Source organism: Acidovorax sp. SUPP2539, assembly GCF_030158975.1.
GTDB lineage: Bacteria > Pseudomonadota > Gammaproteobacteria > Burkholderiales > Burkholderiaceae_C > Paracidovorax.
Map to the genome: position 1 here is coordinate 22,731 of NZ_BQXJ01000011.1, position 25,797 is coordinate 48,527.

The 25,797-nt window shown below is 67.9% G+C and carries 21 protein-coding genes; 10 read left to right on the forward strand and 11 right to left on the reverse strand.

Going from position 1 to position 25,797, the window contains the following annotated elements; translation table 11 throughout:
* Nucleotides 1–5: 5 nt before the first annotated feature.
* Nucleotides 6–1,055 carry an extracellular solute-binding protein gene (locus tag AVTE2539_RS25425; protein WP_284415022.1) on the reverse strand — a complete coding sequence of 350 codons (1,050 nt, stop codon included), beginning with the start codon at nucleotides 1,053–1,055 and terminating at the stop codon, nucleotides 6–8.
* A gap of 223 nt (nucleotides 1,056–1,278) precedes the next feature.
* The gene (locus tag AVTE2539_RS25430) at nucleotides 1,279–1,839 is read right to left on the reverse strand and encodes a phasin family protein (protein ID WP_272568836.1); all 561 of its coding nucleotides are present in this window, start codon (nucleotides 1,837–1,839) and stop codon (nucleotides 1,279–1,281) included.
* A gap of 225 nt (nucleotides 1,840–2,064) precedes the next feature.
* On the opposite strand from AVTE2539_RS25430, the gene AVTE2539_RS25435 reads away from it, so the two are divergent.
* Entirely contained in the window at nucleotides 2,065–2,535 is a 471-nt protein-coding gene (locus AVTE2539_RS25435; protein WP_284415024.1) for an acyl-CoA thioesterase, read from the forward strand.
* A gap of 113 nt (nucleotides 2,536–2,648) precedes the next feature.
* Here the strand turns inward: AVTE2539_RS25435 and ggt are convergent, their stop codons facing one another.
* The gene (ggt, locus tag AVTE2539_RS25440; RefSeq protein ID WP_284415026.1) at nucleotides 2,649–4,661 is read right to left on the reverse strand and encodes a gamma-glutamyltransferase; all 2,013 of its coding nucleotides are present in this window, start codon (nucleotides 4,659–4,661) and stop codon (nucleotides 2,649–2,651) included.
* A gap of 317 nt (nucleotides 4,662–4,978) precedes the next feature.
* On the opposite strand from ggt, the gene pncB reads away from it, so the two are divergent.
* The 5 genes from pncB to AVTE2539_RS25465 all read left to right on the forward strand — a co-directional run bounded on the left by pncB (nucleotide 4,979) and on the right by AVTE2539_RS25465 (nucleotide 11,447).
* Nucleotides 4,979–6,190, forward strand: a complete 1,212-nt coding sequence (gene pncB / locus AVTE2539_RS25445) for a nicotinate phosphoribosyltransferase (RefSeq protein ID WP_272568841.1) — start codon at nucleotides 4,979–4,981, stop codon at nucleotides 6,188–6,190.
* Nucleotides 6,191–6,300: 110 nt separating this feature from the next.
* Complete coding sequence (locus AVTE2539_RS25450) at nucleotides 6,301–7,713, forward strand: sodium:proton antiporter (protein ID WP_284415096.1); 1,413 nt, start codon at nucleotides 6,301–6,303, stop codon at nucleotides 7,711–7,713.
* Between the two features lie 13 nt (nucleotides 7,714–7,726).
* Entirely contained in the window at nucleotides 7,727–8,713 is a 987-nt protein-coding gene (locus tag AVTE2539_RS25455) for a 2-hydroxyacid dehydrogenase (protein ID WP_284415027.1), read from the forward strand.
* Between the two features lie 117 nt (nucleotides 8,714–8,830).
* A complete protein-coding gene (locus AVTE2539_RS25460; protein WP_284415098.1) occupies nucleotides 8,831–10,258 on the forward strand; it encodes a DNA recombination protein RmuC in 1,428 nt (475 codons plus the stop codon).
* 1 nt (nucleotide 10,259) lies between these two features.
* Nucleotides 10,260–11,447 carry an MFS transporter gene (locus tag AVTE2539_RS25465; RefSeq protein WP_284415029.1) on the forward strand — a complete coding sequence of 396 codons (1,188 nt, stop codon included), beginning with the start codon at nucleotides 10,260–10,262 and terminating at the stop codon, nucleotides 11,445–11,447.
* A gap of 34 nt (nucleotides 11,448–11,481) precedes the next feature.
* On the opposite strand, the gene AVTE2539_RS25470 is transcribed toward AVTE2539_RS25465, so the two are convergent.
* The 8 genes from AVTE2539_RS25470 to AVTE2539_RS25505 form a co-directional block, all read right to left on the reverse strand.
* Nucleotides 11,482–12,348: a hypothetical protein gene (locus tag AVTE2539_RS25470; RefSeq protein WP_284415032.1), complete on the reverse strand. Its 867-nt coding sequence runs from the start codon at nucleotides 12,346–12,348 to the stop codon at nucleotides 11,482–11,484.
* Nucleotides 12,349–12,480: 132 nt separating this feature from the next.
* Nucleotides 12,481–13,344: an LOG family protein gene (locus tag AVTE2539_RS25475; protein WP_272568845.1), complete on the reverse strand. Its 864-nt coding sequence runs from the start codon at nucleotides 13,342–13,344 to the stop codon at nucleotides 12,481–12,483.
* A 51-nt stretch (nucleotides 13,345–13,395) separates the two neighbouring features.
* Nucleotides 13,396–13,776, reverse strand: a complete 381-nt coding sequence (crcB, locus tag AVTE2539_RS25480; protein WP_284401062.1) for a fluoride efflux transporter CrcB — start codon at nucleotides 13,774–13,776, stop codon at nucleotides 13,396–13,398.
* Between the two features lie 91 nt (nucleotides 13,777–13,867).
* Entirely contained in the window at nucleotides 13,868–15,181 is a 1,314-nt protein-coding gene (locus tag AVTE2539_RS25485; RefSeq protein ID WP_272568847.1) for a TRAP transporter large permease, read from the reverse strand.
* 57 nt (nucleotides 15,182–15,238) lie between these two features.
* Nucleotides 15,239–15,772 carry a TRAP transporter small permease gene (locus AVTE2539_RS25490; protein WP_272568849.1) on the reverse strand — a complete coding sequence of 178 codons (534 nt, stop codon included), beginning with the start codon at nucleotides 15,770–15,772 and terminating at the stop codon, nucleotides 15,239–15,241.
* Nucleotides 15,772–16,782: a TRAP transporter substrate-binding protein gene (locus AVTE2539_RS25495; RefSeq protein WP_272568850.1), complete on the reverse strand. Its 1,011-nt coding sequence runs from the start codon at nucleotides 16,780–16,782 to the stop codon at nucleotides 15,772–15,774. The genes AVTE2539_RS25490 and AVTE2539_RS25495 overlap by 1 nt, the downstream gene beginning before the upstream one ends.
* A gap of 365 nt (nucleotides 16,783–17,147) precedes the next feature.
* Entirely contained in the window at nucleotides 17,148–18,284 is a 1,137-nt protein-coding gene (locus tag AVTE2539_RS25500) for a sensor histidine kinase (protein ID WP_284415034.1), read from the reverse strand.
* A 59-nt stretch (nucleotides 18,285–18,343) separates the two neighbouring features.
* Nucleotides 18,344–19,033, reverse strand: a complete 690-nt coding sequence (locus tag AVTE2539_RS25505) for a response regulator (protein WP_284401052.1) — start codon at nucleotides 19,031–19,033, stop codon at nucleotides 18,344–18,346.
* 211 nt (nucleotides 19,034–19,244) lie between these two features.
* Between AVTE2539_RS25505 and AVTE2539_RS25510 the strand changes: the two genes are divergently transcribed.
* The 4 genes from AVTE2539_RS25510 (at nucleotide 19,245) to AVTE2539_RS25525 (ending at nucleotide 25,769) form a co-directional block, all read left to right on the forward strand.
* Nucleotides 19,245–20,699, forward strand: coding sequence for an efflux transporter outer membrane subunit (locus AVTE2539_RS25510; protein WP_284415036.1), 1,455 nt, complete (start codon nucleotides 19,245–19,247; stop codon nucleotides 20,697–20,699).
* 24 nt (nucleotides 20,700–20,723) lie between these two features.
* Nucleotides 20,724–21,542, forward strand: a complete 819-nt coding sequence (locus tag AVTE2539_RS25515; protein WP_284415038.1) for a MipA/OmpV family protein — start codon at nucleotides 20,724–20,726, stop codon at nucleotides 21,540–21,542.
* A 76-nt stretch (nucleotides 21,543–21,618) separates the two neighbouring features.
* A complete protein-coding gene (locus AVTE2539_RS25520; RefSeq protein WP_284415040.1) occupies nucleotides 21,619–22,680 on the forward strand; it encodes an efflux RND transporter periplasmic adaptor subunit in 1,062 nt (353 codons plus the stop codon).
* Nucleotides 22,677–25,769, forward strand: a complete 3,093-nt coding sequence (locus AVTE2539_RS25525) for an efflux RND transporter permease subunit (protein ID WP_284415043.1) — start codon at nucleotides 22,677–22,679, stop codon at nucleotides 25,767–25,769. The genes AVTE2539_RS25520 and AVTE2539_RS25525 overlap by 4 nt, the downstream gene beginning before the upstream one ends.
* Nucleotides 25,770–25,797 lie beyond the last annotated feature (28 nt).

Consider the following 25,797-nt stretch of genomic DNA (forward strand, 5'->3'; position numbering starts at 1 on the left):
GTGGCTTACTGGAAGTTCACGCGGTCCAGCATCTGCTGCACTTTGGTCATGTGCTCGCCCACCGCGCTGATGGGGATGGTCTCGCTCTTGAAGGGCTTGCCGTCTGTCATGGCTTTCAGGGCCGGATTGCCCGGGTCCACGCCCTTGGCGGCGGGCCATTCGTTGTTGCCGTTGGCGAAGTAGTTCTGCGCTTCGGGGCTGGCCAGGTATTCCAGGAATTTGACCGCGTTGGCCTGGTTCTTGGTGTTGCGTGCCACGGCGCCACCGGCGATGTTCATGTGCGTGCCCCACGATTGCTGGTTGGGGAACACCACTGACACCTTGCTGGCGATGGCTTTGTCCTCGGGCTTTTCCGAACGCATGATGCGGGCGAGGTAGTAGCTGTTGGTCACGGCGATGTCGCACTCGCCCGACGCCACGGCCTTGATCTGGTCGGTGTCGCCGCCCTTCGGAGGACGCGCCAGGTTGCCGGCCACGCCCCTGAGCCAGGCCTCGGCCTTCTGCTCGCCCATGTGCTCGGTCACGGCGCCGAACAGGCTCAGGTTGTAGGGGTGCGAGCCGGAGCGGATGCAGATCTTGCCCTTGTTCTTCGGGTCGCCCAGCTCTTCATAGGTGTCCACGTCTTCCTTGCTGACCTTGTCCTTGTTGTAGACGATCACGCGGGCGCGGGTGGACAGGCCGAACCAGGCGATGCCGCCGTCGGCCGCGGGCTTGGCGCGCAGGTTGGAGGGGATCGTGTCTTCCAGCACCTTGGAGCGGATGGGCAGGAACAGGCCGTCGACCTCGCCGCGGTACAGGCGGGCGGCGTCCACCAGCAGGATCACGTCGGCCGGGGAGGCAGTGCCCTCGGCCTTCAGTCGGGCCATGATGCCGGCGTCGTCGGCATCCACGCGGTTCACCTTGATGCCGGTGGCCTTGGTGAAGCCGGTGTACAGCGCTTCATCGGTGGCGTAGTGGCGGGCGGAGTACAGGTTGACGACCTGGTCCTGGGCGGAGGCGGCGCCAGCGGCAGCCAAAAGGCAGGCCGCCAAAACGGCTTTCATGGACTTCTGCATGGAGAGGGTCTCTTCTCTGGAGGTTGGAAACCGGGCGATGATAGGCCGAACGAGAATGATTCTTAAACAAGACCTGCTGCACCAGAGGTCTTCTCGCGGTGATCCCGCCCGGCCCGCTGCCAGTCCACGCGCCGTGCGCCCATAAAAAAAGCCCGGTCGCAAGACCGGGCTTGAATTGGATCCCTGAAACCCGGTTTCGAGAGATCCAAGGAGACAACGGGTTTTAGCGCTTGCGCTGCTGCACGGCGGCGGCCGACTTGGCGGCGGCGTTGGCAGCGGTGTTGGCCACGGCGTTGAAGTTGGCTTCAGCGACATCGCTGGCTTGCTTCACGGCCTTTTGAACGGATTCGAAAGCGTTGTTGGCGGCAGAGACGGCGCTCTTGAACACGGCCACGCTGGTTTCGGAACCGGCGGGTGCATTCTTGGCGGCGCTGTCCACCAGGTTGCTGAAGTTGCGCTGCACTTCGGAAGCCTGGGCTTCGAACGTGCGGCCGAATTCGGCGCTGGTGCTCGAGGCGATGTCGTACAGGTGGCGGTTGTAGGCAGCGGTCTTTTCTGCAAGGGGCTGGAACAGGCTGGCTTGCAGGGACAGCAGCTCTTGCGCATCCTTGGCGCTCAGCACGGCTTGCGTGTGCGTGGCGACTTCGGCCAGGGCAGCGCGGGAAGCGGTGACGTTCAGTTCCACCAGCTTTTCGACGCCTTCGAATGCCTTGTTGGTCAGACCGAACAGGGTTTCGAGGTGGGCCTTGTGGGATGCAATGAGTTGTTCCGGGGTCAGCGACATGGTGTATCTCCTATTGATGAGTCCTCGAGGGACGGATGGTTGAGACATCTGCGCTGTCGTGACCTGGAAGTCATGTTGCAGTGCAGCATGGGACGGATTCTAGGCGGTTGAGTTCAAGAATCAAGCGATTTTGCTGCGTTGCAACATGATTAGAGTGCATAACCAAAAATGCCCGTCGCCTGAGGCACATCAAAGGGGGCGCCTCCACTGGCAGAATTTGCCGCCATGAATGCCCCCACCGTTTCCACGCCGTCCCGCCGCCTGCCGGAGCCGCGCTCCGCATATTCCGTGTTCCGCACGATTACCACCCGATGGGCGGATAACGACGCGTACGGCCATGTCAATAATGTCGTGTATTACAGCTGGTTCGATACCGCGGTGAATGCCTATCTGATTGAGCGCGGTACCCTGGATATCCATGCGGGCGAGACGATCGGCCTGGTGGTCGAAACCCAGTGCCATTATTTCGCGCCGCTCGCTTTTCCCCAGACGGTGGAGGCGGGCATCCGCGTGGCGCACGTGGGCCGCTCCAGCGTGCGCTACGAAGTCGGGCTGTTCGCCGAGGGCGCGCCCGAGTCGGCGGCGGGCGGGCACTTCGTGCACGTGTACGTCGGCCGCGAGGACCGCCGGCCCCGGGCCTTGCCGCAGGCGCTGCTGGACGCCCTCGCACCCCTGCGCATCGCAGTCGGCACCTGACCCGGCCCCTTCCATGAAAAAAGCACCGGAGCGCTCGCGCGATCGGTGCTTTCGGAAGGGGGCGCGGCAGGCGGCAGCCCTTCGGCCGGGCCGCCTGGCGCTTCAATGCACGGTCAGGGCTTGTAGGTATCGCCCAGCACCACGCCTTCGCGGCGGGGATCGGCACCGCCCTGCAGCACGCTCTCGCCGTTGCGCTGCACGCGGATGATGGTGCTCGTGCCGCTCGACTGCGCCGAGGTGGACACCGTGTGGCCCAGTGCCCGCAGGCCCGTGATCAGCGGGTCGTTGTTGCCGCCGTTGCTGCTGTCGATGGCCGGGTGTTCGCCGCCCAGCGAGGTCGTGGGGCTGTTGCTCGCGCCGAAGTCCACCAGCGAGGTGGCCTGCTGTGCATCCAGGCCCCAGTCGAGCGCGCCGACGACCGTCTTCACCACGTACTGGATGATGGTGCCGCCACCGGGCGAGCCCGTGCCCATCAGGAAGTCGCCCATGCGGCCGTCCGCGGTCTTCTTGAACACCAGCGTGGGTGCCATCGAGCTGCGGGGACGCTTGCCGGCTTCGACGCGGTTCGCCACCACGGCGCCGGTGCTGTCGGTCGGCGTGGCCGAGAAGTCGGTCAGCTGGTTGTTCAGCAAGAAGCCCTGCGTCATGTGGAACGAACCCATGCCGGCTTCCACCGTCGTGGTCATCACCACGGCATTGCCCTGCTTGTCCACGATGGTGAAGTGCGTCGTGCCCTTCTCGTCGATCAGGCTCACGCCGGCGGGCTTGTTGCTCAGGTCGCCGGCCACGGCCGTGCCCATGCTCTTGGTCATGCTGATCAGGCCCGCGCGGTTGCGCAGGTAGGTCTTGTCCAGCATGGCCGCGGGCGAGCCGCCTGGCAGCGACACGAAGTCGGTGTCGGCGATGTACTTGTCGCGGTCGGCATAGGCCAGGCGTTCCGCCTCGCTCACCAGGTGCACGCCCATCACCGAAGGCTTGCCGCCTTCGATGTCGATGGCCGTGGGCTTGTAGTTCGCGAGGTTGAAGTTCTCCAGGATGCCGAGCGCCGACGCCACGGCGATGCCGCCGGAGGACGGTGGCGACATGCCGCACACCCAGTAGTCGCGGTAGGTCGTGCAGACCGGGTCGCGGCGCTTGGCGCGGTAGTTGGCCAGGTCGCTCATCTCGGTCAGGCCGGGGGTGATCGCCACGGTGGGCGTGCCGCCGCTGGTGACCTTGATCTTGTTCACGATGCCTTGCGCCACGGGGCCGGTGTAGAACGCATCGGCGCCGCCGCTGGCGATGGTGTTCAGCGTGGTGGCGTAGGCGGGGTTCTTGATCAGCGTGCCCAGGCCCTTGGGCGTGCCGTCGGCATTGAAGAAGTAGGCGACGGCCTCGGGATCGCGCGAGAGGCCCGTGGTGGCACCGGCGATGGCGCTGGCCATGCGGCCGCTGATCTGGAAGCCGTCCGAGGCCAGCTTGACCGCGGGCTGGAACAGCTCGCTCCACTTGAGCTTGCCGTGGTCCTGGTAGGCCAACTCCAGCATGCGCACGGCGCCGGGCGTGCCGATCGAGCGGCCGCTGGCGCGCGCGCCGCCGGGCTGGGGCAGGGTGCGGTCACTGTCGCTCACCCAGCGCAGGTAGTTTTCCGTCGCGGCCGCGGGGGCCGTTTCGCGGCCGTCATAGGCCTGCACTTTCTTGGCCGCTGCGTCGTAATGCAGCATGAACGCGCCGCCGCCCAGGCCCGACGATTGCGGCTCGACCAGGCCCAGCACCATCTGCACCGCCACGGCCGCATCGACCGCGGAGCCGCCCTGGCGCAGCACTTCGCAGCCCGCGCGCGAGGCCAGTGGATTGGCCGTGCTCACCATGTACTGCTTGGCATAGACCGCGGTCTTGCCGACCTTGTAGCCGGAGGCGGGCTCCGGAGCTGCGGGATCGCCGGGCAGGCCGGAGCCGACCGTGACGGAGCCGCCATCGCTGACGACCGCGCAGGCCGAGTCCTGTCCAGGGGCCGAAGCGCTGCCACTGCCACCCCCGCCACCGCCACAGCCGGCAAGGACCAGCAGGGCGGCCGTCAGCGTGGCGGTGTAGCGCCACACAGGGCGCGTGGTGGAGGGTGTGATGGGCGGGCGGGAATGGCGCATTGGAAAAATACCTTTGTTCTTGAGGAAGGAAGTGCCGTCGTCTCTGCGGCGCATCGAGCATACGCGCTGCGCGGGCCCGTTCGGACCGGCCCCATTCCGCCGTGCGACATGTGCGAGATGCGATCGGCGGCGAAGCGGTTGGACACGAGCGCGTGCGCTGCGGGATGCGTGCAGGGCGGCGGCAGCGGTGCGGTGCAAGATCCGGACCAGTGCGGTGCCCGGCAATGGGGCGCCCTTGATGACACAATGCCATGCGACGGTTCGCCGCTGCCGTTCACTGCAGATGCCCAGCCGGCCCGCCGCGGCCGCTTCCACCCATGATCATCACCAGCCTGCTCGACACCGATCTCTACAAGTTCACCATGATGCAGGTGGTGCTGCACCAGTTTCCCGGCGCGCAGGTGGAGTACCGCTTTCGCTGCCGCAACCCCGGCGTGCAACTGGTGCCTTTCGTCAACGAGATCCGCGAGGAGATCCGCTCGCTGTGCAGCCTGCATTTCCAGGATGCCGAGCTGGCCTACCTGCGGTCCATGCGCTTCATCAAGAGCGACTTCGTGGACTTTCTCGGGCTCTTTCGGCTCAACGAAAAGTACATCACCGTGAGCCCGCTGCCCTCGGGCGAGATCGACATCACCATCACCGGGCCGTGGCTGCACACCATCCTGTTCGAGGTGCCGGTGCTGGCCATCGTGAACGAGGTGTACTTCCGCAATACGCAGAAGGTGCCCGACTTTCCCGAAGGCCGCCGCCGGCTCGACGCCAAGATCGCCCTGCTGCAGGCCGATGGCCTGGGTGACCTCAAGATCGCCGACTACGGCACCCGCCGCCGCTTCAGCCGCGCCTGGCACGAAGAGGTGCTGCGCGTGCTGTGCGCGCGCCTGGGCACGGGGGAGCGCCGCACGACAGGCGCGCCTTCGGGGCCGGGGCAGTTCGCCGGCACGAGCAACGTGCTGTATGCCATGAAGCTCGGCGTGACGCCGCTGGGCACCATGGCGCACGAGTACCTGCAGGCCTGCCAGGCGCTGGGCCCGCGCCTGCGCGACAGCCAGATCTTCGGCTTCGAAATGTGGGCCAAGGAGTACCGCGGCGACCTGGGCATCGCGCTGTCGGACGTGTACGGCATGAGCGCCTTCCTGCGCGACTTCGACCTGTATTTCTGCAAGCTCTTCGACGGCGCGCGCCACGACAGCGGCGACCCGTTCGCCTGGGGCGAGCGCCTGCTCGACCACTACCGACGCAACCGGGTCGATCCGCTGACCAAGACGCTGATCTTCAGCGACGCCCTAACGGTGCCGCGCACCATCGAGCTGTACCAGCAGTTCCGCGGTCGCTGCCAACTGGCCTTCGGCATCGGCACCAACCTCACCAACGACCTGGGCTGCGAGCCGCTGCAGGTCGTGATCAAGATGACGCGCTGCAACGGCCAGCCCGTGGCCAAGCTGTCCGACACCCCGGGCAAAGGCATGTGCGACGACGAGAAGTACCTGGCCTACCTGCGCCAGGTGTTCGAGATTCCGGCGCCGCAGTGAACGCATCGATTCGCATGCAGCGCACCGGTCGGCCGCCGGGTGCTCCGATGGCAATCCCCACCCCTGTCCCCACCACGCAGGCTGGGGACACCGTGCCCCTTTCGTTGCCGATGTCCCGCGGCCTGCGTGGCTTATTGCTGATCGCCGCGGGCTTGCTGCCGGGCCTGGCGCGGGCCGCCGAGATCGACGGTAGCGCGCTGTCGGTGTTGTGGGGCGTGCCCTTCGCCGGCCTGTTGCTGTCGATCGCGCTGGTGCCGCTGTTCGCGCCCGTGTTCTGGCACCACCACTTCGGCAAGATCGCCGCCGCGTGGGCGCTGGCGTTCCTGCTGCCGTTCGCTGCGGTCTTCGGGGCCGGTGCGGCGGGTGTGAACCTGGTGCATGCGCTGCTGGCCGAGTACCTGCCGTTCGTGATCCTGCTGGCGGCGCTGTTCACCGTGGCGGGTGGCATCCACATCCGCGGCAACCTGCATGGCGGCCCCGGGCTGAACACGGCCATCCTGGCCATCGGCGCGGTGCTGGCGAGCTTCATGGGCACGACGGGCGCATCGATGCTGCTGATCCGGCCGCTGGTGCGCGCCAACGACCACCGCAAGCACGTGGCGCACATCGTCGTGTTCTTCATCTTCATCGTCTCCAACGCCGGGGGCTCGCTCACGCCGCTGGGGGACCCGCCGCTGTTCCTGGGCTTTTTGAAGGGCGTGGATTTCTTCTGGACAGTCGGGCACATCCACCAGGAGACGCTGTTCCTCGTGGGTTCGCTGCTGGCGATCTTCTACGCGATCGACCGCTGGTTCCATGGCCGGCCGGGCGAGGCGGCAAGGCCGGACCCCACGCCCGACACGCGGTCGATCGGCTTCGACGGCCAGGTCAATTTCTGGCTGCTGGGCGCGGTGATCGCCCTGGTGCTGCTCAGCGGGTTCTGGAAGTCGCCGGTGGCGTGGAGCATCGCTGGCACGCCCGTGGGCCTGCCCGGGCTGGTGCGCGACGTGGGGCTGCTGGCGGTGGTGGGCGCCTCGCTGTGGCTCACGCCGCGCCAGGTGCACGCGGACAACCAGTTCGGCTGGGCCCCCATGCAGGAAGTGGCCAAGCTGTTCGCGGGCATCTTTCTCACCATCATCCCGGTCATCGCGATGCTCAAGGCGGGCACGCAGGGACCGTTCGGCGCCATCGTGGGGGCGGTGACCCGGCCCGACGGCACCCCCGATCCGGCCATGTACTTCTGGGCCACCGGCCTGCTGAGCGCGTTCCTGGACAACGCGCCGACCTACCTCGTGTTCTTCAACACGGCCGGCGGCGACCCGGCCGTGCTCATGACCACGCTCGCCCCCACGCTGGCCGCGATCTCGGCCGGCGCCGTGTTCATGGGCGCGGGCACCTACATCGGCAATGCGCCCAACCTCATGGTCAAGGCCATTGCCGAAGAGCGCGGCGTGAAGATGCCCAGCTTCTTCGGCTACATGCTCTGGTCGTGCGGCATCCTGCTGCCGCTGCTCGTCGCCATGACATTCCTCTGGTTTCGCTGAAAGGTCCTGATCCATGTCCAAGCCCCGCATCCTGGTCGCCCGCGCCATCTTTCCCGAGGTGGTCGAGCGGCTCTCGCAGCATTTCGAGGTCGAGGCCAATCCCGCCGATGCGGTCTGGTCGCCGGCCGAGCTGGCCGAGCGCCTGCAGGACAAGGACGGCGCCCTGACCACCGGCAGCCAGCGCATCGACGCCGAGTTGCTGGCGCGCTGCCCGCGGCTGCGCATCGTGGCCAACATGGCGGTGGGCTACAACAACTTCGACGTGAACGCGCTCACCGCGGCGGGCGTGCAGGGCACCAACACGCCCGATGTGCTGACCGAGACCACGGCGGATTTCGGCTTCGCGCTGCTCATGGCCACCGCGCGCCGCATGACCGAGAGCGAGCACTATCTGCGGGCCGGCCAGTGGACGAAATGGAGCTACGACATGTTCGCCGGCTCCGACGTGCACGGCAGCACGCTCGGCATCCTGGGCATGGGCCGCATCGGGCAGGGCATCGCCCGGCGCGGCGCGCACGGCTTCGGCATGCGGGTGATCTACCACAACCGCTCCCGCCTCTCGCCCGCACTGGAGGGCGAATGCGGCGCGCGCTACGTCTCCAAGGAGGAGCTGCTGCGCACGGCCGACCACCTCGTGCTGGTGCTGCCCTACACGGCCGAGTCGCACCACGCCATCGGCGCCGCCGAGCTGGCGCAGATGAAGCCAACCGCCACCCTGGTCAACATCGCGCGCGGCGGCATCGTGGACGACGCGGCGCTGGCGGCGGCGCTGCGCGACAAGCGCATCGCAGCGGCCGGGCTGGACGTGTTCGAGGGTGAGCCGCAGGTGCACCCGGACCTGCTCACCGTGCCCAACGTGGTGCTGACCCCGCACATCGCCAGCGCCACCGTGCCCACGCGGCTGGCCATGGCCAACCTGGCGGCGGACAACCTGATCGCGTTCTTCGACGGCCGGGGCGCGCTGACGCCCGTCAACACGCCGGCCGAACGGCCGGTGTGACGGATGCCGCCACGGCGCGGCCGCGCCGCGGTTTCAAGCCGAATCGGCCACATGCCGGCGATTTTCATGCCGGGGTAGCTATCAAATAAATAGCAAAAGGAGTGTCGGGTTTTGGAAATGTTCGCTGTCCTGGGTTTGCTGGTGCTGGGGGTGCTGCTGCTGGGGGTGCTGCTGCTGCGCAGCCCGCGCGCCGAACTGCCTCCCGAGTGGCTGATGCGCCTGCAGCGCCTGGAGGCCACGGCCCAGGCCACGCAGCTGGCGGTGGCCAAGAACGATGGCGCGCTGGAGGGCATGGCCCAGCAACTGCGCGGCTTCACGCAGACCATGCAGGGCACGCTGGAGAGCGTGCGCCAGGCCGTGGACGAGCGGCTGGCCCAGGCGGTGCACGAGTCGCGCAGCGGCCGGGCGGAGTTGCTCGCGGCCTTCACTGCCTTCGAAGGCAAGCTGGAGCAGCGCCTGGCGCTGGGCCAGACCGATGCCGTCGCGGCGCGGCAGGAACTGGTGCAGGCGCTGGGCGCTTTCCGCGCCGAACTCACGCAGACCGGCGAAGCCCTGCGCGGCGTGCTCAACGAGCGCCTGTCCGCCATCCAGGCCGACAACGCCGCCAAGCTGGAGGAGATGCGCCGCACCGTGGACGAGAAGCTGCACGCCACGCTGGAGCAGCGCCTGGGCGAATCCTTCAAGCTGGTGAGCGACCGGCTGGAGCAGGTCCACAAGGGCCTGGGCGAGATGCAGACGCTGGCCGGCAGTGTGGGCGACTTGAAGCGCGTGATGACCAACGTGAAGACGCGCGGCACCTGGGGCGAGATGCAACTGGGCGCCATCATCGAGAACGTGCTCACCGTGGACCAGTTCGCGCGCAACGTGAAGGTCGTGCCTGGCAGCGACGACCTCGTGGAGTTCGCCATCCGGCTGCCGGGCCGGGGCGACGAGCAGCCCGTGTGGCTGCCCATCGACTCCAAGTACCCGGTGGAGCAATACCAGCGGCTGCTGGACGCGCAGGACCTGGCCGACAAGGCGGCGGTGCTGTCCGCGGGCAACGCCTTCGAGACCTCCATCAAGGCCGAGGCGCGCAAGATCTTCGCCAAGTACGTGTCGCCGCCGCACACCACCGACTTCGCCGTGATGTACCTGCCCACCGAGGGCCTGTTCGCCGAGGTGATCCGCCGGCCCGGGCTGGTGGAGGCGCTGCAGAACGACTGCCGCGTGATGATCACCGGACCCGCCAACCTGGCGGCCATGCTCAGCAGCCTGCAGATGGGCTTCAAGACGCTGGCGATCGAAAAGCGCTCCTCCGAGGTGTGGGGCCTGCTCGGCGCGGTGAAGACGGAGTTCTCCAAGTTCGGCGACGTGGTCGAGGCCACGCGCAAATCCATCGACGCGGCGGCCCGGCGGTTCGACGAGGTGGGCGTGCGCACGCGCGCCATCCAGCGCCAGCTGCGCGAAGTGCAGGCCCTGCCGGCCCCGGGGGCGGCGGTGCCCCTGGCGGGTGCGGGTGCCACGGACGGCGGCCTGCCGCCCACCACCGAAGACGAGGCCGTTTGACATGAACACCGCCCTTGCCCGCCTGATCGCTGGACAGATCTGCATCCACGCCTGCATGGCCGGCATGCGGCTGGCCGCGCCGCTGCTGGCCCTGCGCGAGGGCTACAGCGCGGCGGCGGTCGGCATCCTGCTCGCGCTGTTCGCGCTCACGCAGGTGTTCCTGGCGCTGCCGGCGGGCCGCTATGCCGACCGCCACGGCCTCAAGCGCCCGGTCGGCTATGCCGTGGTCGTGGCGGTGGTCGGGGCGGCCGGGGCGCTGGTGTGGCCGGCGTTTCCCATGCTGTGCCTGGCCGCGCTCATGACGGGCGGCGCCACGGGTGCCGCCACCATCGCGCTGCAGCGCCATGTGGGGCGCGCGGCGCACGACTCCACGCAACTGCGCCAGGTGTTCAGCTGGCTGGCCATCGGCCCGGCCGTGTCCAACTTCGTCGGGCCGTTCTGCGCCGGCCTGCTCATCGACCATGCCGGTCCCACGGCCGGCAGCACCGAGGGCTATCGCGCCGCCTTCGCACTGATGGCCGTGCTGCCCATCGCCACCTGGTTCTGGGTGCGGGCCACCGTGGAACTGCCGCCCGTGATCGCGGCGGCCGGCGGCGTGCGCCCCCGGGCCTGGGACCTGCTGGCCGAGCCCGGCTTTCGCCGCCTGCTCATCGTGAACTGGCTGCTGTCGTCGTGCTGGGACGTGCACACCTTCGTGGTGCCGCTCCTGGGCCACGAGCGGGGCCTGTCGGCGTCGGTGATCGGCACCATCCTGGGCGCGTTCGCCATTGCGGCGGCCGTGATCCGCGTGCTCATGCCCCTGGTGGCCGCGCACCTGCGCGAGGCGGTCGTGGTGACCTGGGCGATGGTCACCACGGCGGTGCTGTTTGCGGTGTACCCCTTGCTGCCCAACCCGTGGGCACTGGGCCTGTGTTCGGTGCTGCTGGGCTTCGCGCTGGGATCGGTGCAGCCGATGATCATGAGCATGCTGCACCAGATCACCCCGTCGAACCGCCACGGCGAGGCGCTCGGCCTGCGGCTGATGGCCATCAATGGTTCGAGCGTGCTGATGCCGGTGCTGTTCGGTTCGGCGGGAGCGTTGATCGGGGTGGCAGGGCTTTTCTGGGTCGTGGGGGCGGTGGTGGGCGGCGGCTCCCGGCTGGCCGCGCGCCTGGGAGACGCCGACGCGCATTCCGCCGTGCCGCATTGAGGCCGTGGCCGATCCGGCCGCTCCCGTGCCGGCTTCAGTTCGGTCTGGCACCCCGGGAATTGGGGCGGTGAGACAGCACAGGCGGATCGGCAGTCACCAGGGCGTGGAGGTTGCGCACCAATTGCGCCGGGACTTCGTTCGCTGCCAGCGCAGCCGCATGGACGGTCCTGGATGCGGACCCCTCTCGCAGGTCCGTGAGGTGATCGACCACCTGGGGCACATGGCGCCCCACCTCCTGTGACAGGTCGTCCGGGTCGTCGGGATTGGGCTCGCCAATCACGAGAACCATATTGAGGGCAGCGACGGCCAGTTCCTGGGAAATTTGGGGCACACGTCCCTCTGCCATGGCGGCTTGCGCCACGGCCTGGAAGAGCTCTGCCATGTCCCGAAGGGCCCCGGGTGCGGCCTGGATGCCCTCCGCGACCCCTTGGACGGCGCCGGGGAGCACACCGAAGAAAGCGCGTGCTGCCATCAACGTGTATCCCGCGGAAGCGATCGCCACCCCTCTCACGGTTTCCAGGTCATTGTTGCGCTGGTTGTTGATCAAGGCGTAACTGCTGCCACCCGCCAGCATGGCGATTCCGGTGGTCCGGACAGGGTCTGCCAGAAAGGCAGCACCGGCTGCCGCGCCGATGCGTGCGCCGGCATGTGCGATGACCGTGCCGCCATCGACCGCCGCCTGCGCTGTCTGCCGCAAGGCCTGCAGTCCAGTGCGAACGCGTGGCGGTTGCGGAGCGTGCTGCGCGGCGGCATGTGCGTCCGCGCGCTGCTGCTGCAAACCTTCCGGCGCCTGATGGCGTGCACTGGAGCGCCGACGCACATTGGACGGCTCTGCCTCCGTGGGGCGCGATGTGCTGGATGCGGCCTGGGCCGATGGATTGGGAGCGTCGATGCGGGGCATATTGGTTTGGGGAAAAGCCAAAATGCCCATTGTTTGCGCTGCTCCGAAATGCCGCCGCCGTCATGCGATGGTCCGGCCTGTGGTGCGAAACAACGGGTGCACGCACCCTGTTCCAGCGCGGTCAGGCCGGATTCAAAGCTTGTAGAACGCCTTGACGATGTTCCAGGCTTCCTGCGGATCGTCCGTGTAATGGAACAGCTTCAGGTCGGCGGCGGAGATGGTCCCTTGTTCCACCAGGGCGTCGAAGTTGACGACCTTTTTCCAGAAGTCGGTGCCGAACAGCACGATGGGCACCGGCTTGGCCTTGCCGGTCTGCACGAGGGTGAGCACTTCGAACAATTCGTCCAGCGTGCCGAAGCCGCCGGGGAATGCCACCAGGGCCTTGGCGCGCATCATGAAGTGCATCTTGCGCAGCGCGAAGTAGTGGAACTTGTAGCTCAGCGAGGGCGAGATGAAGCGGTTGCCGCTTTGTTCGTGGGGCAGGGCGATGTTCAGGCCCACGTTGAGCGCGCCGACGTCGTGCGCGCCGCGGTTGGCGGCCTCCATGATGCCCGGCCCCCCGCCGGTGCACACGTAGATGCGGTCCGCCGGCTGCTGCTGTTCGCTGTGCTCTGCGACCACGCGCGCGAACTGCCGCGCCAGGTCGTAGTAGCGGGCATTGCGCACGGCGAGCCTGGCGCGTGCGATGCGGCTGTCGTCGCCGCTCGCCTCGGCATCGGCCAATTGCTGCTCGGCTTCGTCGGGGGCGATGAAGCGCGCGCTGCCGTACACCACCACGGTGTTCTCGATGCCCTGTGCGGTCTGGCCCAGATCGGGCTTGAGCATTTCGAGCTGGAAGCGGATGCCGCGCGTTTCGCGCCGCAGCAGGAATTCGGGGTCTGCGAACGCCAGCCGGTAGGCATCGGCGTGCAGCGGATTGCCGTTCACGGCGTGGTTGTTCAATTCGGCCCAGGCATTGGCCAGGCGGCTGTCGTTGAGTTCGGTATTGGAATCCATGGGATGAGATTGTGCGGGCAAAAAAAGAAGGGCCCGTTGCCGGGCCGTCGGTCAGCGGGCCGCCCACCACAGGGCCGTGCGCATGCCGGCCCAGGTGAGGGTGAAGGAGCCGCCCACGTGCAAAAGCAGCGTGGCCAGCGCGATGCCGTAGCGCTGCTGCAGCAGCATGGTGACGACTTCGGCAGAGAAGCTGGAGAAGGTGGTCAGGGTACCGAGAAAGCCGGTGATGATGAGCAGCCGCCAGGCCGGGTCGATGTCCGGCCGCTGGGTGAACACGGCGATGGCGATGCCGATCAGGTAGCCGCCGATGAGGTTCACCGCCAGCGTGCCCCAGGGCAGCAGGCCGCCGGGGTTGAGCCACAGAGCGAAGCCCCAGCGCAGCAGGGCGCCCAGGCAGGCGGCCAGGCAGATGACGGCGACGTGAAGCAGCATGCCGCAAAGTATCGCAAAAACCCGGGGCCTCGCCGCCGAGGCGCTGTCATCCGTGGAGTGGCGGCGGCCAGCGGCCCCAGTGGGCCGGCGCCTAGCCGCCGTCCTTGCCCATCACCAGGTCCGGCAGCACGGTGACGATCTGCGGGAACACCGTGATGATCGCGATGCACACCACCAGGCACAGGAAGAATGGAATGGCCGCGCGCGCGATCGTGTTGCTGTCCTTGCCGGTCATGTTCTGCAGCACGAAGAGGTTGAAACCCACGGGCGGCGTGACCTCGGCGATCTCCACCAGCAGCACGATGAAGATGCCGAACCAGATCAGGTCGAAGCCGGCCTTCTGGATCATGGGCAGCACCACCGCGCTGGTGAGCACGATCATGCTGATGCCGTCCAGCGCCGTGCCCAGCACGAGGTAGACGATCGTCAGCACGCCGATCAACGCGAAGGGCGAGAGGTTCATCGCATTGACCCATTCGGCCAGCTCGCGCGGAATGCCGGTGAAGGCCATGGTCTTGGTCAGGAAGGCCGCGCCGGCTAGGATGAACATGATCATGCAACTGGTGCGCGTGGTGCTCATCAGCCCTTCGGTGAAGTTCTTCCACGTGAGCGAGCGGCTCCACAGCGCCAGCCCAAGCGAGCCGGCCACGCCGTAGGCGGCGCACTCGGTGGCGGTGGCGTAGCCGGCCACCAGCACCCACACGATGAAGACGATCAGGACCGCCACCGGAATCAGGTTGCCGGACTGCCGGATCTTCTGGCGGAAGGTCGTCGGTGCATCGGCCGGCGGCACCTTGTCAGGGTTGCGCAGGCTCCACCAGCCGATGTAGCCCGAAAACAGCAGCATCAGCAGCAGGCCCGGCAGGAAGCCGGCCAGGAAGATGCGGATGATGGAGGCGTCGGCCGCCACCGCATACACCACCATGGTGATCGATGGGGGAATGAGAATGCCCAGCGTGCCCGCCGTGGCAAGCGAGCCCAGCGCCAGGCGCTCGTCGTAGCCGCGCTTGAGCAACTCGGGCAGGGCCACCTTGCTGATGGTGGCGCAGGTGGCGGCGGACGAGCCCGACACCGATCCGAAGATGCCGCACCCCAGGATGGTGGTGTGCATCAGCCGGCCCGGCACCCGGTTGAGCCAGGGCCGCAGACCCTCGAACATCTCTTCGCTCAGCTTGGTGCGAAACAGGATCTCGCCCATCCAGATGAAGAGCGGCAGCGCCGCCAGCTCCCAGCTGGCGTTGCTTTCCCAGAAGGCCGAGAACAAATTCTTGCCCGGCTGCGTGTTCGTGAAGAACGCCTGCCCGACCCAGCCGCAGATCGCCAGCGTCATCGCGATCCAGACGCCGCCCGAGAGCAGCACGATCATCAGCAGCAGCAGGACGCCGCCCACCATCAGAATGTCCATGGGATTCTTCTTTCGGGCCCGGCCGGGCCGCAGCGAGGGTTCAGGTCGGGTGGAGGGTCAGATGTCGGAAGAGAAATCGCCGCGCGCGTGCCGGTCCTCGACTTCGCGCACGAAGGTGGGCACGCCGCCGCGCAGCACGATGATGAATTCATCGACCACCGCGACGAACAGCAGCACCGAGCCCAGCGCGAAGCTCATCTGGGGAATCCACATCGGCAGGGGCAGCAGCCCCTGGGCGACGTCGTTGAACTCCCAGCTTTCGTAGGTGAAGAGGCAGGCCGACCAGGCCAGGTAGGCCACCGCCACCGAGCCGATGGCCAGCGAGACGATCTCGAACTGCCGGCGCCGGGGCGGCGAGAGCTTTTCCAGCAGCAGCGTGACCCGCACGAAGTCGCCGTGCTTGAAGGCATGCGCCATGGCGAAGAACGCCGCGGCGGCGCAGAACCACGCCACCACGTCGTTGAGCGCCCCGGTGCGCACCCCGACCTCGCGCAGTACGCTCTGGGCGATCATCAGCACGCAGATCAGGGCCACGAAGGTGGCGCCCAGGGCGCCCGCGCCCAGGTACAGGCGGTCCAGGAAGCGGCGCATCACTTGGCTGCCACGGGGGCCGGCTTGCGGTAGGCGGCGATGATGGCCTCGCCATCGGGACCGGCCTTCTTGAGCCAGTCGGCCAGCATGATGTCGCCGACCTGGCGCAGGTCGGCCACCAGCTTCGGCGGGGGCGGAAGGATCTTCATGCCCTTGTCGGTCAGGGCCTTTTTGTACCACTCGTTCTTTTCCGCGCTGACCTTCCAGCCACGGGCCTCGGCCGCGGCGGCGCTCTTGAGCAGCTCGTACTGCGTGGGCTTGTCGAGCGCGTCGAAGGCCTTCTTGCTCACGATGACCGCGTTCTTGGGCAGCCATGCCTGGGTGTCGTAGAAGTACTTGATGCTCTCGTAGAGCTTGCTGTCGTAACCGGTGGAGCCGGAGGTCATCATCGATTCGACCGCGCCGGTGGCCGTGGCCTGCGACAGTTCGGCCGCCTGGATGGTGACGGGCTGCGCGCCGATCAGTTCGGCAATCTTGGCCGTGGCGGGGCTGTAGGCGCGCCATTTGATGCCCCGCAGATTGGCCACCGAGGTGATTTCCCGCTTCGAGTAGATGCCCTGCGGAGGCCAGGCCACCGTGTACAGCAGCCGCAGGCCCTGCGCATTGAGCAATTTTTCGAGCACAGGCTTTTGCGCTTCATACAGCCGCTTGGAATCGGCGTACGAGGTGGCCAGGAACGGAATGCCGTCCACGCCGAAGATGGGGTTCTCGTTCTCGAAGTTGGGCAGCAGGATCTCGCCGGCCGGCGCCTGCCCGCCCTGCACGGCGCGCTTGATCTCGTTGGCCTTGAACAGCGATGCGTTGGCATGCACCGTGATCTTGAGCTTGCCACCCGTGGCGACGTCCACGTCCTTGGCGAACTCCGCCAGGTTCTCGGTGTGGAAGTTGGTGGCGGGATAGGCCGCGGCCAGGTCCCATTTGGTCTGCGCGAACGCGGTGGGGGCACACAGTCCGCAACCCAGGGCGCCGGCGAGGGCCCATGCGGACAGAGGGAGAGCGCTACGCTTCATCGATGAACTCCACAGTGGTAGTGAGACAGGGAAACGAAAGACCGCATTCAATGTAACCGCGTGTTTGCGATCCCACCCTCAGGTGTTTACCTGAACGACCGGCTGGCCGGAGCCCCGCCCTCGGGCCATCGCGATCACCTGGCTGGCCATGCACGGAGCATGCCAAGGGCGGGATCCTGGGAAAACGGGGCGGTCCGCAGGCAGGGGGGCTGCAGTGGCCGCGCGGTGGTGCGTCCGGCACGCACCAAGGCAGGGAGGAAGGGGCCGGGCATCGGACCGGCGACTGTCACCAAAGGACGGCAAGGGCACGGCGGCGCAGGTGGCCGCGCCGCAGTGGCGCCGCCCCTTCGGCATGAACGACGGACCTAGGGCGCGCGCTGCGGCGGATGCGGGAGCCGGACCCGGGCACACAATCCACCCCCGTTGCGGCCGACCATTTCCAGCGAACCGCCATGGGCCTCGCAGATGGCGCAGGCAATCGACAGACCCAGCCCGCTGCCGCCCAGATGGCGGTCGCGGGAGTGCTCGGCCCGCCAGAAGCGCTCGGTCATCCGGGCCAGGGATTCTGCCTCCACGCCCGGCCCCCGGTCGCAGACCGACAGGTGGATATCGCCATTCGATGCCTGCACGTCGATGGACAGCTGTTGGCCGGACGCGGCGTATCGAATGGCGTTGTCGACCAGGATGAGCAGCACCTGGCCGATCCGGTCGCGGTCGCCGGTCAGCCGGGTGCCTCGGGGGATGGACACCTGCGGTGCGAGTCCCGCGGCGTTCAGCCGCTGCGAGGCCCAGGCCAGCCGCTCCTGGATCAGGTCCTCGAGCAGGAAGTCTTCATGCTCCAGCGACAGCTGGCCTGCGCGGGCCAGGGAGAGCAGGTGCAGATCGCCCACCAGCCGGTTGAGCTGCTCCAGCTGTCGATGCACCATCAGCAGCTGCGACTCGTCGCAGGGGAACACCTGGTCCAGCATGCCCTGGAGCCGGCCCATGGCGGCGTTCAGCGGCGTGCGCAATTCGTGCGCGACCATGGCACTCGATTCGCTCACCTCGCGTTCGTAGCGCTGCAGCCGGGCCGTCATGTCGTTGAAATCCACCGCCAGCCCGATGAGTTCCTGCGGAGCGTCGGTCACCACCGTCGCCCGGGCGGAGAAGTCGCCCTCGCTCACGCGGCGTGCCGCGTGAGCGACCATGGTGAACTGCCGCGACAGCGGGCGCGAAGCGTAGAGGCCGCACAGGACGATCAACGGGATGGCACCGATCACCATCGCCGCAAGCAGCCACCAGTCCCGGTTGGCGATGCCTGGCAGGAAATCGACGACGTCGTAGTACTGCGCAAACAGCTGCCACAGCCGCGAGGCATTGCGGTGTGGGTCGGCACGCAGCTGCAGCATTTCCTGACGGGCTTCGGGCGGCAGCTGGCCGAGCGCCACCGCGTCCGAGATCGCGAATCGAAACCACATCGCTAGCGCGATCGCGATGACGGTCACCACGGCCAACGCACTCATGCGAAAACCCACCCACCGCCAAAGCGGGGTGTGCCGGGGGCGTGGGGAGAACAGGCCTTTCATTGGAAGCGGTAGCCCACGGCCCGCACCGTGACCAGCACCCCGGTGATGCCGCGCTGCTCCAGCTTGCGGCGCAGGTTGTGGATGTGCGCATCGACCACGCGCTCCAGCGCATCGCTCTCGGGCAGGCACGCTTCCAGCAACTCGCTGCGGGTGAAGGCCTTGAACGGCGTGCGCAGCAACGACGCCAGCAGGTTGAATTCGGTGGGTGTCAGGTCGAGCGCGACGGGTTGGCCATCGGCGTCGCTCACGGCCGCCACGAAGGCACTGGTGTCCACCGTGAGGCGGCCATGTTTGAGCGCGCCCTCGGGCGAGCGGGCCGCACCGGTGCGGCGCATCACCGCATACACGCGCGCCACCACCTCCTTCGGGCTGTAGGGCTTGACGACGTAATCGTCCGCGCCGTAGCGCAGCGCCCCCAGCTTTTCCGGCTCGTCGCCGATGGCGCTCACCATGATGACGGGCGTATCGCCCGCACGCCGGATGGCGGAGAGCACTTCGGTGCCGCCCAGCTTGGGAAGCATCACATCCAGCAGGACCAGATCCGGTTTCCACTGGGCATGCCAGGTGACGGCTTGCTCGCCGTCGTTCGCCACGGCCACCAGGAACCCCTCCCTTTTCAAGTAGGCCTCCAGCACGCTGGCGCTGTCGGGATCGTCCTCAACCACCAACACTCGTTTTTGATTCATGGGTTTCGTGCGCCTTCGAAGCACTTGGCAAAACGCGCCGGGCACCGGTGCCCGGCTTTGCCGTGCGAATCGTACTGCCAGCCGCCCGCCGCGCGGTCGAATGCGAGCGGCCATTTTTTGCGCGCGTCTTGATGAAATCTTGAAGATTCCCGAAAGCAATCTTGATCCCGCCTGGGGACACTGCCCGCCGAGTTGTCACCCACCCATCGACATGATTTCATTGCCCGCACACCCCGTCCGCAGCGGCCTCTCGCTGGCATGCGCCACCTTGGCCTTGCTGGTCGGCGGGTGCTCGTTGACCCCGCCTTTCGAGCGCCCCGTTCCCCGGATTCCGGCGACCTTCATGGCGGACCCGGCCGGGCGCGGCATGGCTTCCGAAGCGGCGACGGCCGAACTCTCGCAAGACGAGCGCCGGTTTCTTCAAGCGTTCTCGCCTGCGCGGGACCTCGCGCCGATGGTGGCCCGCGCGCTGGCCCACAACGCGGATTTCCGCCTGGCTGCGCTGAAGGTCGAGCAGGCCCGCGCGCAGTATGGGATCGAAGACTCGGCGCGCCTGCCGCAGGTCGGACTCCAGGTGCAGCGCGACCGGCAACGGTTCGGCAGCGATGCGCTGCAGGCCCGGTACGGACAGGATCAGGCCTATGCCAGTGTGGGAATTTCCGATTTCGAGATCGATTTCTTCGGCAAGATGAAGGCGCTGTCCGAAGCCGCGCGGCAACGGTACCTGGCATCGGCGCACGGGCAGCAGGCGGCGCGGGGCGCCTTGATCGCCGAGGTGCTGCGGGCCTACAGCCAGAAGCTGGCGGCGGCCCAGGCAGCGGGGCAGATGGCCGCCATCGACAGCGACAGCGCCGCGCTGCTGTCCATCGCCCGACGCCAGCACGAGGTCGGCGCGATCTCGGCGGACGAACTCGATGCCCAGCGCACGCAGGCCGACCGAATCCACGTGCGTGCGCTGCAGGCCGACGACGACGATGCGGCGGCCCTGCGGGCCCTGCAACTGCTCACCGGCTACAGCACCGGCCGTGCCGAGGGCGATATCGATGGCCTGCTCCCTCGGGGCGCCCCGGTGGCGGCGCTGCGCAACCTGGACTCGCAGGTGCTGCTGCAGCGGCCCGACATCCAGCAGGCCGAGGCCGAATTGCGCGCAGGCAATGCGGACATCGGCGCTGCGCGGGCGGCCTTTTTTCCTTCCATTCGCCTCAGCACGTCGGTGGGCGTGGCCAGCGACAGCCTGAGCGGCCTTTTCAATGCCGGCAGCCGCATGTGGACCTTCACGCCGCAACTGGTGTTGCCGATCTTCGACCACGGCCGCAACAGCGCGGGCCTGCAACTGGCCGAAGTGCGCCAACGGGCCGGCGTCGCCGAATACGAAAAGGCGGTCCAGTCCGCTTTCCGCGAAGTCGCCGATGCCCTGGACAGGCAGGCCACGCTGGCCGCTTCCGAAACGCATGCGCGGGACAACGCCATGCGCGAGCGCGCGCGGATTCAGCGCTTGGCGGCCCGCACCGCCCAGGGCCTGCAAAACCGCAGCACGTTGCTGTCCGAACGGGTGCGGGCGAGCCAGTCCGAACTCGACCACTTGGGCATTGCCCGCGACCTCGTGCTGAACCGGATCGCGCTGTTCAGCGCGTTCTACGGCGTTCAGCTTCCGTCTTCCCTTTGACTCGACCACACCTCGCGAACCATCATGAAACCAACCGCTCTCCGCCTCGCTCCCTGCCTGCTGGCGTCCGTTTTCGTGGCGATGCCCCACGCCGGGCATGCCCAAACGCTCGCGGGCTGGGGCTCCCGCCTGCTCGGGGACACGACCGATTTCAGCATCGGCGCCGCGGCGAGGGTGACCCCCCGCTATCCGGGGTCCGACGACCACCGCGTGGAGATTCTTCCGGTGCTGTCTGTCCAGCGAGGCATCTTCTTTGCCGACACCAGCCGCGGCATCGGCCTGCAATGGCAGTCCGAGAGCGGTTTCTACGCATCGCAATCGGTGTTCTACGACTTCGGCCGCGTGCAGCGCAACAGTCCCTTTCGCCCTGGCTCCAGAAAGCTGGCGGGCCTGGGAGACGTGCCGGACTCGGTCACCACCCGCACCTTGCTCATGCAGCAGTTCACTCCCGATTTCTCGGTCAGCGCCGAAGCGGAATTCGCCCTGGAAAGCGGTGCGCGCCGCAACCGGTACCGCCTGGGGGCCGAATACAACCTGCTGAAAACCTCGGCCGATACCGTCTCGCTCAGTGCCGACGTCCATGCGGGCGACCGGCGATACAACCAGGCCTATTTCGGCGTCACGCCGCAGCAGGCTTCGCGCACGCGCTTCGCCGCATTCAACGCCGGCTCCGGTGTGTACGGATATGCCATCGGCGCGAGCTGGAGCCACGCCCTGGCCCCGCACTGGACCACTTCCCTGCAGGTGTCCGCCTTGCGGTATGTCGACAACGCGGAGCACAGCCCGCTGGTCGTGCGCCGCACCTCCGTCACCGGCGGTGCCGCAGTGACCTACACCTACTGACGCATCGATGAACAGGGAGGCCACTGCCGTGAAATCCGTTCCTTGTCTTTTTCTCCTCCTTTGCGGATGGGCCTCCATGCTGTTGCTGACTGGCTGCGACGGGCAGGCCGCCCCTGCCGACACGGTCCCCCGGGCCGTCAAACTGGAAACCGTGGGGGCGGCCGCATCGGTCGAAACCCGGTTCACCGCCGTGGTCCGCCAGGAGCAGCGCGCCCAACTGGGGTTCGAGGGCGGCGGCCGCATTGCCGAGGTCCGCGTGGACGTCGGCGATCGCGTGCGCAAGGACCAGCTCCTGGCCCGCCTCGATCCGCAGCCGGCGCGGCTGAAGTGGGAGCAGGCCGACGCCAGCGTCCAGGCCGCCGTGGCGGATCTGGACGAGCGCAAAAGCCAGCTGCGCCAGCAGCAGGCCCTGTTCGAGGATGGGTCCCTTTCCGCCGCGGCATTGATCACCAGCCGGACCGCGTTCGAGGCCGCGCAGTCCAAGGTGCGCGCGGCGGAATCCGACCGCGCCTTGGCCCGACGCGCCTTGCGGCAGGCGGACATCCGCGCGCCGTTTGCGGGCACCGTGGTCGCGCGTTTGCTGCAACCGCAGTCGGATGCCGCGCCGGGTCAGGCCGTCCTGCAGCTCGATGGCGAGGGCCGTGCGCAGGTGCTGACCATGCTGCCGGCCGATGTGGGTGCCGGCCTGGCCCCGGGTGCCTCGGCGACGGCCTACCGCAGCGGGGAGGGCGACCGGTCGTTCGCACTGCGGCTTCGCAGCGTGTCGGCCCAGGTCGAAGGCGGCGCCACCGTGCAGGCGATTTTCGACCTGCCCGAACAGGAGCGGCTCCCGCGCAGCGGTGAAAGCCTGATGCTGGCGTTGCCCTCCGCGCCGGCCGGTCTGACCATTCCATTGACCGCGGTGGTTCCCGCCGCGGAAAAGGACAAGGCCGCTGTCTTCGTCTACGACGCGCTGACGGGGCATGTGCAGCGCCGCGAAGTGGTGCTGGGCCCTTTGGAGGGCACCCGCTTTCCCGTGCTTCGGGGGCTGGCCCCGGGCGAGCGCATCGTCAGCACGGGCGCCGCCTTCTTGGTCAATGGACAGGCGGTCGCTCTGTTTCGTCCTGAAACCCGCCTGGGTGCCGGTGTGCCGCGATGAACCTCACCCGTGCAGCCCTTTCCTCCAGCCGCCTGACGCTGTTCGCCGCGCTGTTCATTCTGGTCGCTGGCATCGTCGCTTTCTTGGATTTTCCCTCGCAAGAAGAGCCCTCGGTCACGGTGCGCGATGCCCTTGTCTCCGTGGCTTTCCCTGGCATGCCCAGCGAGCAGGTCGAGAGCCTGCTGGCCCGTCCGACCGAGGAGCGCCTGCGCGAGATTGCCGGCATCAAGAAGATCGTCACGACGGTGCGCCCGGGCAGCGCGATCATCCAGTTGACGGCCTACGACGATGTCAAGGACCTCGGCGCCCTGTGGCAGCGGGTGCGTGCCAAGGGTCTCGAAGCCGGCACCGCCTTGCCAACGGGAGCGCTGGGCCCTTTCGTGGACGACGACTTCGGCCGCGTCTCGGTCGCCTCGATCGCCATCGTGGCCCCGGGCTTCAGCATGGGCGAGATGCGCGGCCCGCTGCGGCGCATGCGCGAGCAGCTCTATGCCTTGCCAGGGGTCGAGCGGGTGACACTGCACGGCTTGCAGGAAGAGCGCGTGTATGTCGATTTCGACCGGGGCCGCCTTCTCCAGGCGGGCCTGACGCCGGCCGCGGTGATCGCGCAGCTGCGCGCTCAGAACATCGTGGCGCCTGGCGGGCAGATCGCAGTCTCCGGTCTGGCGATGACCGTGGCCGTCTCCGGCGAATTGCGCACCCTCGATGACCTGCGCCAGTTCCTGGTGTCGGTCCCGGCCGGCAGCGGCCCTCGGGAGGTGCCGCTGTCCCAACTCGCCCAGGTGCAGGTCATGCCCGTTGATCCACCGGAGAGCGCCGCCATCTACCAGGGGCAACCCGCGGTGGTGGTGGCGGTGTCGATGGCCCCCGGCAGGAACATTGCCGCGTTCGGGAAGGCGCTGCGCCAGAAGCTCGACGAGACCGCCACCTTGCTGCCTGCGGGCTTCGAGCAGCACATCGTGACCTTCCAGGCCGACGTGGTCGAGCGGGAAATGGACAAGATGCACCACGTCATGGGCGAGACGGTGGCCATCGTCATGGCGGTCGTCATGCTGTTCCTGGGCTGGCGCACCGGCCTGATCGTGGGCGCCATCGTGCCGCTGACCATTCTCGGCGCGCTGGTGGCGATGCGCGCGCTCGGCGTGGAACTGCAGACGGTCTCGATCGCCGCGATCATCCTCGCGCTCGGCCTGCTGGTGGACAACGGCATCGTCATCGCGGAGGACATCGAGCGCCGGCTCGGCATCGGCGAGGACCGCCGGGCCGCCTGCATCGCCGCCGGCCGCACGCTGGCACTGCCGCTGCTCACGTCCTCGCTGGTGATCGTGCTGGCGTTCTCGCCGTTCTTCCTGGGCCAGACCAGCACCAACGAATACCTGCGGTCGCTCGCGATCGTGCTGGCGACGACGCTGCTGGGCTCGTGGCTGCTCAGCCTCACCGTCACCCCCTTGCTGTGTCTGTATTTCGCGCGGGCGCATGCGGCCGACGCATCGGGGGGCGCGGTCTACGATTCCGCGTTCTACCGGGGCTACCGCCGGGCCATCGAAAGCCTGCTCGCGCACAAGCCCTGGTTCGTCGGGGCGATGCTGGCGCTGCTGGCCGGCGCCATCGCGGTCCTCGCCAGCATTCCGTATGACTTCCTGCCGAAATCGGACCGCCTGCAGTTCCAGATGCCGGTCAACCTGCAGCCCGGCAGCGATTCCCGCCAGACGCTGCGGACCGTGCAGGCAATCAGCCAGTGGTTCGCCGACAAGACGGCGAACCCGGAAGTGGTGGACAGCATCGGCTACGTCGCTGATGGCGGGCCCCGCATCGTGCTGGGCCTGGCGCCGCCGCTGCCTGCGGCGGGCATGGCCTACTTCACGGTCAGCGTTCGGGCGGGCACCGACATCGACGCGGTCATCGCCCGCACCCGCGCCCATCTTCGCGCGCAGCATCCCGAAGCGCGTGCCGAACCCAAGCGCTTTTCGATGGGGTCGACCGAGGCGGGCGTGGCGATCTACCGCGTGATCGGGCCGGACGAGACCGTGTTGCGGGGAGCCGCCGAGGCGATCGCCCAGGCCCTGCGCGCTTTGCCCGGCACCGAAGATGTCTACGACGACTGGAATGCGCGGATTCCCCGCTACCAGGTGCGCGTCGACCCACTGAAGGCGCGCCGCGCCGGCGTGACCAGCGAGGGCATCGCCCAGGCGCTGCAGATGCGGTACAGCGGCACGGACGTGTCGATGGTTCGCGACGATGGCGTCAACGTGCCGATCGTGCTGCGCGGCGATGCGGGCGAGCGGGCCGGGCACGGCGATCCGGGCGACACCCTGGTGTCTGCGCAGGGCGGCGGATCGCCCGTGCCGCTGGCTTCGGTGGCCACCGTCGTGAGCGGCACCGAGCCGTCCGCCATCGTGCGCCGCAACCTGAGCCGTGCCATCACCGTGACCGGCCAGAACCCCGGCCTGACCGCCACCGAGATCGTCAACCGCCTTGCCGGCCCCGTGGCGGCGATCCGGTTGCCGCCCGGCTACCGCATCGAACTGGGGGGCGAGATCGAGGACTCGCGGGAAGCCAACGGCGCCCTGCTGCAGTATTTTCCGCACGCGCTGGGTGCCATCCTGCTGTTGTTCGTCTGGCAGTTCAACTCGTTTCGCAAGCTGTTCATCGTGATGGCGAGCGTGCCGTTCGTGTTGATCGGCGCAGCGCTGGCGCTGCTCGTCACGGGGTATCCCTTCGGCTTCATGGCGACGTTCGGGCTGCTGGCGCTGGCGGGCATCATCGTCAACAACGCGGTGCTGCTGCTCGAGCGCATCGAGGAAGAGCTGAGCGAGGGCCTGGAGCGCCGCGAAGCGGTGGTGGCCGCGGCCATCAAGCGGCTGCGGCCGATCGTGATGACCAAGCTCACCTGCATCGTCGGGCTGGTTCCGCTGATGCTGTTCGCCGGCCCTTTGTGGACGGGCATGGCCATCACCATGATCGGCGGCCTGGCGCTGGGCACGCTGGTGACGCTGGGGCTGATTCCCGTTCTCTACGATCTGCTCTTTTCCTTGCGCATCGGCCGCGACGGTGGCGGTTCATCGCATGGGCCGGGAGCCGCTTCGTGAGGGCCGAGCGTGCAGGCTTGCCCGGCCG